We start from the raw sequence: 6,882 nt of genomic DNA, 5'->3' as shown, positions 1-6,882 counted from the left end.
AGCCTGTCAGGCCCAGTTCCAGGGCTTTCTGTTCGGTGGATGCCCGGTAGTAAACCCCTTGTACTTTGCCGCTTACCAGCAAGTGCCAGCGATTGATGGTCATCGTGTTCCTCCTTGCGTTGATTGCAAGCAAAAAGGCCTCCGCAAGGGAGGCCTGTGACACCGAATTATAACGTCTGTCAGTCAAATGTTCTCGACCGTACGGTGTCTGGTTTAAGGAAAGGCTTGTCTCCGGTGTTGTCGTGGTCACCCAGTAACTTGCCATCGGATTCCCGAACCTGACCATACATGGAATGTTTGTGGAAAGTAGGCCCGAATTTTTCAGCGGTTTCCTTCACATCGCCCGTGTAGCGCGGATCTTGTGGTCGCTCCTGGCTGTCCATGTAGAAGGCGATATCCCAGGCTTCCTGATCAGTCAGGGAGTTGGGCTGCCCCAATGGCATGTTGTTCTTGATAAAGCCAGCTGCGGTATGCAGGCGCACAATACCAGCCCCCCAGTTGTTGGACATATCGCCCCAGGGGGCCGGGAATACGGTGTGGCCGTCGATACGCAGGCCTGTCCCATCTTCAGCGTGGCACACCGCGCAGTTTTCCTGGTACAGCTTTTCACCGTTGACGTAGCTCAGTTCGGCTGGCCGCTCCGGAGCCGGGAAGCCCCGGCCATAGATCGGCTGTTTGGGGTACATCTCCACGCCTGTCGCCAACCACTGATGGTAGGCCGACAGTGCCAGCATGTTGTCACTGCCGTATTCAAGGGGCTTGCCGTTCATGGAATAGGTGAAGCAACCGGCAATCCGTTCTTCCAGGTTGTTTACATGGCCATTTTTGCCGCGATAGCCGGGCAGGGTAACGGCAGCCGGCCAGATGGGCGCACTGAAAGGCATCCGGCCTTCACCCAGGTGGCAGCTTGAACAGTTCATATTGTTGAACACGTTCTTGCCACGCAGTTGCTGGGTGTTGGTGAACAGGTCGTAGCCCCTGCGGATAACCTTTTTCAGTTCCGGATGGATGTCGGCTTCTTCCAGATCCGCCATGGTCGGTGGAATATGTACCAGCTGGTTGTCTTTCGGGGCAGGGAAACCCATCGAGGTGAGTTGGTCGATGTAGGCCTGGGTTTTGTCGTCATTGGCCGCCACAGTCACCGGGAGCATTACGCAGCCGGACAGGGTGACGGTTAGCAGTGTGCGCATCATGATCTTTGTCCCCTTAGTTGCTGGCGGTGTTCTGGTTGGCAAGCCAGACGGCGACCGCGTGAATGTCGGTATCGCTCATGCGGCGTGCAATGGAGCCCATAAGATCCTGGGGATCGTTCTTGCGGGTACCTTCCTTCCAGGCTTTCAGTTGTGCCTCGATGTAACCCGCGTGCTGGCCTGCAATCCCGGGAAATACGTCGCCAGCACCCTGGTTCCCGGGGCCGTGGCAGCTCTTGCAGGAAACCACGTATTGGGACCAGTCGCCACGCTGGGCCAGTTGCTCGCCTCTGGTCAGAAGTGCGTCATCGGCTTTCTGGCCGCCTTCACCAGCGGTGGGTTCAAGCTGGCTGTAGTAGGCCGCAACGTCGGCAATCTTCTGATCGTCCAGCATGTTCACGAAAGGCATCATGGTGGGGCTGGTCCGGGAGCCATCTTTGATGTCGTGCAACTGTTTGGCCAGATAGGTGGCATTCAGCCCCGCCAGCCTGGGCCAGGATTCTCCACCTTCGATGTGTTTGCCGCTGCCATCGGCCTGGTGGCACGCCACGCAGAGGTTGGCGACCTCCTTGCCGTTTTGTGGGTCGCCAGATACCTCAGCCGATGCAATACCTGCTGTGGTGGCCAGCCCGATCGCGGCCAGTATCACTGGGAGTTTGCTCACGGTCGATTGTCTCTCTTTTGTTCTGAATAAGTGCGCTTTATCACCATCAGTTATGTGCTTATAGCGCTAGTTCACCGTTAATTCTTGCTTGACGAAGGTCAATAATGCAAGGGAACCCCTCCGAAAGGCGAAGATGGTGATGCACATTTCGGGATTTTCGTTTACTGTCCTATTCAAAGAATGGCAGCAAAGAACCATCCTGCAAACGAATGAACAGGGACAACTATGGCGACCGTCAATCCATCTCAGGAAGAGTTACAGAAGATTCTTGATGAAATCCCCAAAGATCAGCCTGTTGTGATGCTGAATCTGCTTCGGTTCAGGGACAAGGCTGCATACAAGGATGACAGCGAAGACTGTTCGGGAAGGGATGCCTACAAGCGTTATATGACAGAGGCTGCCCGCAGTGTCTCGGAAGTTGGTGCTGAGGTGATCTGGTCTGGCCGTTCCGTCGGTTCGCTGATTGCGCCGCCGGATGAATCCTGGGATCAGGTGCTGCTGGTCCGCTACCCCTCCATTAACGCCTTTCTGGCGATGATTGAAAGTCCGGAATACAAGGGCGTGGTGAAGCACCGCACGGCCGCGCTGGAAGATTCCCGGCTGGTGGCCAATGTTGAGGGCACCCCCTGATTATCGGGTGCCTTACAGAATGCCTGATTGCTGAATGCCCATGTAGGCGGCAGTGCCGGCCGCGATAGAAAGCAGCGCGTTTCTGCGCCACAGGTGAACGGCAACCACCAGTAATGCGGGTATCAGCGCATCTGCGCCAGGTGCCTGTGCCTGCCAGTCCGCAGACCTCTGCAAAAATACTGTGGCCAGTAATGCCATCACGGCTGCGGGCAGGAAGCGCCCGATGTGTTTGATCAGAGGGTGTTCCGTGTGCTTTTCAAAGAACAGGAAAGGCACCACCCGGGTCGCAAATGTGGCCAGGGCGGAGATGGCAATAAACGCCGCCAGGTAGCTACTTTCATCCACGATTTGCGTCTCCTGCCATGGTGTCGGTTCGATACTTCCGGTAGTGCAGAAGAAGCACTGCAGTAACCAGTACAATGCCTGCTATCAGTTGATGGGTTGCCGGTACCAGCATCATGGCAAGCGCAGCTGCCGCCGCCCCCGCCCACACCGGAAACGAATCCCCCAATGCTTTCAATTGTTCGATTGTGAGCACAATAAACAGCGCCACGAGTGCAAACTCAATGCCGGTACTGTTGAAGGCGACAGTCTTGCCGAGTACCGCACCCAAGGTGCATCCGACAATCCAGTAGCCCTGGTTCATGGCCGTGATCCGGAAGTCCACATGCTGTTCCTGTTCGCGATTGGCCGAACGGGGACGGCTGGTGAGCAGCGAATAGGTTTCGTCGGTCAAACCGAAAATCAGATACGCCTTACGCCAGCCGGCGCCACGGAATTGCCCCAGCAGCGACAATCCATAGAAGAGATGTCGAGCGTTCAGTACGAACATGGCAACGGCCACCTCAACCAGTCCGGCATTGGCAGCCAGCAGGCTGACCGCCAGAATCTGGCCGGCACCGGCGTAGATAACAAGGCCCATCAAGGGAGCAATCCACCAGGGATAATCCAGTTGCGTGGTAAACAACACACCAAAGGCCATACCAAGGGGGATGTAGCCAAATAAAATCGGCAGGGTTAGCTTGAAAGCGTGGTGATTCATTAGCATCCGAACGGAAATAAAAGAGCGATGATAGTGATTTAGCAGTTATTTTTGAAGATCGCCAAACGTAGTATCGAAAAAATGACGCAAGCAAATACATAAAAGTGTCATAAAACGGGCATACCCTCCGACCGGGTACACCTGATCGGAGTTTTTATGCTGACCACTGTTCGCGCCAGAATCCTGGCGTTTGCGCTGCTGTCGGTGGCTGCTGTTGCCGGCCTCACGTTCATTGCCTGGATGATCATAGCGAAAGCCGAGCATACCTCTCAGGCACTGGTTGGAGAGAGTCTCGAGCAATCCTGGATGCTGGTTGATCTGGAGCAGGACCATCGACTGTTGCAGGATCTGGCTTACAAGATCAAGGCACAGCTTTTACTGTGGGACGAAATCGATCCTTTGTTCACCGAGTTGGAGCGCTCAATTCCCCGGCACTGGCAGAGGATTCAGCAGAATCCCGGGTTAGGCACCTGGTCACGGGACAATCGCGAGCAATATGACCGGGTCGTGGCGCTGATGGCGGACATGAAACAGGGAATAGGCCAGCGTAGCTACTATGAAGTGGGAAAAATCGTCGATTTTCAACTGTTCCAGGCGTTGGAGCCCATGCTGGCGGCGATAAGCGAGCGCCAGAGAGCCAGCCGCGATGGCGTTACTGCGAGCGCATCAGAACTGTTGCATTATCTGGCAGACCAGCAGAGGTTCCTGCTTGGTGGCGCCCTGGTCTTTCTTGCGTTGGTCGTGGCGATGACGCTCTGGCTACGGACTTCGGTGATCCTTCGCTTGCAGGCCATGGCCCAGGATGTGTCGGCCATGGAGCAGAACGCTGATCTGACCAAGATCCTGGCGGTAAAAGGTCGTGACGAGGTTGCCGGCGTGGCCGGAGCTATTGAACAACTGGTCCGGCGCTTTGAGGTGTTTGTTGAGGATGTTCGGTCAGCGGCTTCAGGCCTTGATGCACGCTCTGCCAGCCTGGATAACGGAGCGGAAGCACTGCAGCAAACCGCCGAAAGCACTCGCCGCCAGATTTCCGATGTGGCTCAGTCTATGGCTTCCATCGCGGATCAGGCGTCCCAGATCGAACAGGCCACCGAGCACTCTGCAGCAACGGTGATGCATGCTGTCAATGCCAACAGCGAAGTCCGTGAGGGGCTGGCTAACAGTGAGAAAGGCGCTGACCACACGGTTGAGGTGATTGGACGGGTTTCTGAGTCGATCACTGCGTTGATAGACGCAACCGGAAAAATCGAGCAAGTCACCGGCGTGATCGCCGATATTGCCGAGCAGACCAACCTTCTGGCCCTCAATGCGGCGATTGAAGCTGCCAGGGCGGGCGAACACGGCCGGGGATTTGCCGTGGTGGCAGACGAGGTGCGCACGCTTTCACGTCGGACCTCGGAATCCACCGCCAATATTCGCCAGTGGGTGCAGGATCTTGTCGTGGGTGCAAACAACGCAGACTCACTGTTGGAAGATATGGCGGGCGCTGGCGAAATGAATCGCGCTAATCTGCATGCCCTGAGAGCGCACCTGGAAGGCCTGGCGGCTCAGTTTCATGAGCTGCAGCGTCAGAGTGAGAGTGTGCAGGGTGCGGTTGCCTTGCAGCGGGGTGAAATCGCGAGGGTGGGGCGTCGCGCGGAGGCTCTCGGTGAGAGCGCTGAGACCCTGACTCTGAATGTGGAGGATACCCGCCTTGTCAGTGAAGCGCTTAGGCAGGAATCGGTGGGCATGAAGCAGCTCATTGCCCGTTTCCGCACCCGCTCTCCAGAAACGTGATGATGTGTCTTCATCTGCGGGGGTTCTTGTCTGGCTCATAAAACCGTAACATACAGCGACTGACTGGAGGTTCTATGAGTAACGATGCAGTGCAGCCTTCCGATCCGGACCCGCGAGAAGAAAAATTTGTAGTAGACACGGGTTTACTCACGGCTGATCAGCTTGAGGGCCTGGCCGAGGAATACTGCACCCGTTATCACGGATTGAATGACACCGAAAGTCCTCTGGCAGAGCGGGAGCGAGTACTTGAAGCAGTGCGCAGGGGAGAACTTGTGGTGTGGTTCGATCCGGTTGAGAACACTGCCGGCCTGGGTTCCCCTTCCGGCAATGGTCTGTGATCAAGGTGCCCATTCTGGCAATTTTTTTCATGCCGCCTACCGGCTGACGCTGCTAACCGTTACAATCGGCCTGTTTCCTCATACCTGACGGCGAGGTGAGTTTTGATCAGGGTATTGGTTGTTGATGACCACGAGCTCGTACGCTCGGGTATCACTCGCATGCTGGCTGACAATCCCGATATAGACGTCATTGGCCAGGCTTCGTCCGGCGAAGAGGCGATTGACTGTGTGCGTGAAAACCGTCCGGATATTGTCCTGATGGATATTCGCATGCCCGGTATTGGCGGCCTGGAGGCGACCCGGCGCATTCTTCGTATTGATGATTCCATTCGCGTTATCGTGGTTACCGCCTGTGCAGACGACCCTTATCCGGCCCGAGTGATGCAGAGCGGCGCCACCGCGTATGTGACCAAAGGTGCTGATATTCAGGAAATGGTGCGGGCCATTCGTAAAGCCCATTCCGGCCAGCGCTACATCAGCCCTGAAATTGCCCAGAAAATGGCACTGAAACAGCTCGGGGGTGAGCGGGATGAAGACGGCGAGCTGTCGTTGTTCGAGCGCCTGTCTGAGCGCGAAATGCAGATTGCCATGATGGTGGTGGATTGCCAGAAGGTTCAGGATATCTCCGACAAACTGTGCCTGAGTCCGAAAACCGTAAACAGTTACCGTTACAGGATTTTCGAAAAGCTGGAGATTTCCAGTGATGTGGAGCTGGCGCTGATGGCAGTAAGGCTTGGATTGCTGGATGCCGACAAGGTCTGATCCCGAGCAATCTCCCGGGAAGTTCGACAGCCAGAATTTCCTGAAACAACTGACAGAACGCCCCGGTGTCTATCGTATGTATGACGATACCGGTGGCATCCTCTACGTGGGTAAAGCCCGCAACCTTCGCAAGCGCGTCAGCAGTTATTTCCGTAAATCAGGCCTGGCCCCTAAAACCGAAGCCCTGGTGGGCAAGATTGCGGCCATTGAAGTCACTATTACCGGCAGTGAAACAGAAGCGTTGCTGCTGGAACAGAATCTGATCAAATCGCTGCGGCCGCCCTACAATATTCTGTTGAGGGACGATAAGTCCTATCCCTATATCTATCTCTCCTCGCATTCGGATTATCCCTCGCTGACCTTTCGGCGGGGCCGCACCAAAAAGGGTGGTGGCATCTGGTTCGGGCCCTTTCCAAGCTCGGGAGCGGTCAAGGAAAGTCTTAATATTCTACAAAAGGTTTTCCGCATAAGATCCTGTAG

At 55.8% G+C, this 6,882-nt stretch carries 10 protein-coding genes; 5 read left to right on the top strand and 5 right to left on the bottom strand.

Translation table 11 applies throughout. From position 1 onward, the window contains the following. The 3 genes from B3Y70_RS01555 to B3Y70_RS01545 all read right to left on the bottom strand — a co-directional run. On the bottom strand, positions 1-103 hold a 103-nt coding region (locus tag B3Y70_RS01555), incomplete at its 3' end, for an acylphosphatase (RefSeq protein WP_288589096.1). Positions 104-179: 76 nt separating this feature from the next. Continuing rightward, complete coding sequence (locus B3Y70_RS01550; protein ID WP_153740146.1) at positions 180-1,193, bottom strand: c-type cytochrome; 1,014 nt, start codon at positions 1,191-1,193, stop codon at positions 180-182. A 13-nt stretch (positions 1,194-1,206) separates the two neighbouring features. Next, positions 1,207-1,854, bottom strand: a complete 648-nt coding sequence (locus B3Y70_RS01545; RefSeq protein ID WP_113879742.1) for a c-type cytochrome — start codon at positions 1,852-1,854, stop codon at positions 1,207-1,209. Positions 1,855-2,079: 225 nt separating this feature from the next. Here B3Y70_RS01545 and B3Y70_RS01540 point away from each other — a divergent pair, with 225 nt between their 5' ends. After that, positions 2,080-2,484 carry a DUF1330 domain-containing protein gene (locus B3Y70_RS01540; RefSeq protein ID WP_011784694.1) on the top strand — a complete coding sequence of 135 codons (405 nt, stop codon included), beginning with the start codon at positions 2,080-2,082 and terminating at the stop codon, positions 2,482-2,484. 12 nt (positions 2,485-2,496) lie between these two features. On the opposite strand, the gene B3Y70_RS01535 is transcribed toward B3Y70_RS01540, so the two are convergent. Next, positions 2,497-2,829 carry a branched-chain amino acid transporter permease gene (locus tag B3Y70_RS01535; RefSeq protein ID WP_273031102.1) on the bottom strand — a complete coding sequence of 111 codons (333 nt, stop codon included), beginning with the start codon at positions 2,827-2,829 and terminating at the stop codon, positions 2,497-2,499. Then, complete coding sequence (locus tag B3Y70_RS01530; RefSeq protein WP_041656245.1) at positions 2,822-3,526, bottom strand: AzlC family ABC transporter permease; 705 nt, start codon at positions 3,524-3,526, stop codon at positions 2,822-2,824. Before B3Y70_RS01530 ends, B3Y70_RS01535 begins: the two co-directional genes overlap by 8 nt. 156 nt (positions 3,527-3,682) lie before the next feature. Here B3Y70_RS01530 and B3Y70_RS01525 point away from each other — a divergent pair, with 156 nt between their 5' ends. The 4 genes from B3Y70_RS01525 to B3Y70_RS01510 form a co-directional block, all read left to right on the top strand. Next, the gene (locus B3Y70_RS01525) at positions 3,683-5,302 is read left to right on the top strand and encodes a methyl-accepting chemotaxis protein (protein WP_011784697.1); all 1,620 of its coding nucleotides are present in this window, start codon (positions 3,683-3,685) and stop codon (positions 5,300-5,302) included. 74 nt (positions 5,303-5,376) lie between these two features. Then, positions 5,377-5,640 carry a hypothetical protein gene (locus tag B3Y70_RS01520; RefSeq protein WP_011784698.1) on the top strand — a complete coding sequence of 88 codons (264 nt, stop codon included), beginning with the start codon at positions 5,377-5,379 and terminating at the stop codon, positions 5,638-5,640. Between the two features lie 102 nt (positions 5,641-5,742). Continuing rightward, the gene (gene uvrY / locus B3Y70_RS01515) at positions 5,743-6,402 is read left to right on the top strand and encodes a UvrY/SirA/GacA family response regulator transcription factor (RefSeq protein WP_011784699.1); all 660 of its coding nucleotides are present in this window, start codon (positions 5,743-5,745) and stop codon (positions 6,400-6,402) included. Then, positions 6,386-6,882: GIY-YIG nuclease family protein (locus B3Y70_RS01510; protein ID WP_288589093.1), on the top strand; the 497-nt coding region annotated here is incomplete at its 3' end. The genes uvrY and B3Y70_RS01510, both read left to right, overlap by 17 nt.

This window comes from Marinobacter sp. UBA5687, assembly GCF_002420325.1.
GTDB lineage: Bacteria > Pseudomonadota > Gammaproteobacteria > Pseudomonadales > Oleiphilaceae > Marinobacter > Marinobacter nauticus.
The sequence above is the reverse complement of the archived record's forward strand: the minus strand, read 5'-3'. Positions and strand labels throughout refer to the sequence as shown.

What these genes read in the sequence shown, in the direction of transcription:
- B3Y70_RS01550 (WP_153740146.1), bottom strand. Translation starts at nt 1,193, where the DNA reads ATGATGCGCACACTGCTAACCGTCACCCTGTCCGGCTGCGTAATGCTC.
- B3Y70_RS01540 (WP_011784694.1), top strand. Translation starts at nt 2,080, where the DNA reads ATGGCGACCGTCAATCCATCTCAGGAAGAGTTACAGAAGATTCTTGAT.
- B3Y70_RS01530 (WP_041656245.1), bottom strand. Translation starts at nt 3,526, where the DNA reads ATGAATCACCACGCTTTCAAGCTAACCCTGCCGATTTTATTTGGCTAC.
- B3Y70_RS01525 (WP_011784697.1), top strand. Translation starts at nt 3,683, where the DNA reads ATGCTGACCACTGTTCGCGCCAGAATCCTGGCGTTTGCGCTGCTGTCG.
- B3Y70_RS01520 (WP_011784698.1), top strand. Translation starts at nt 5,377, where the DNA reads ATGAGTAACGATGCAGTGCAGCCTTCCGATCCGGACCCGCGAGAAGAA.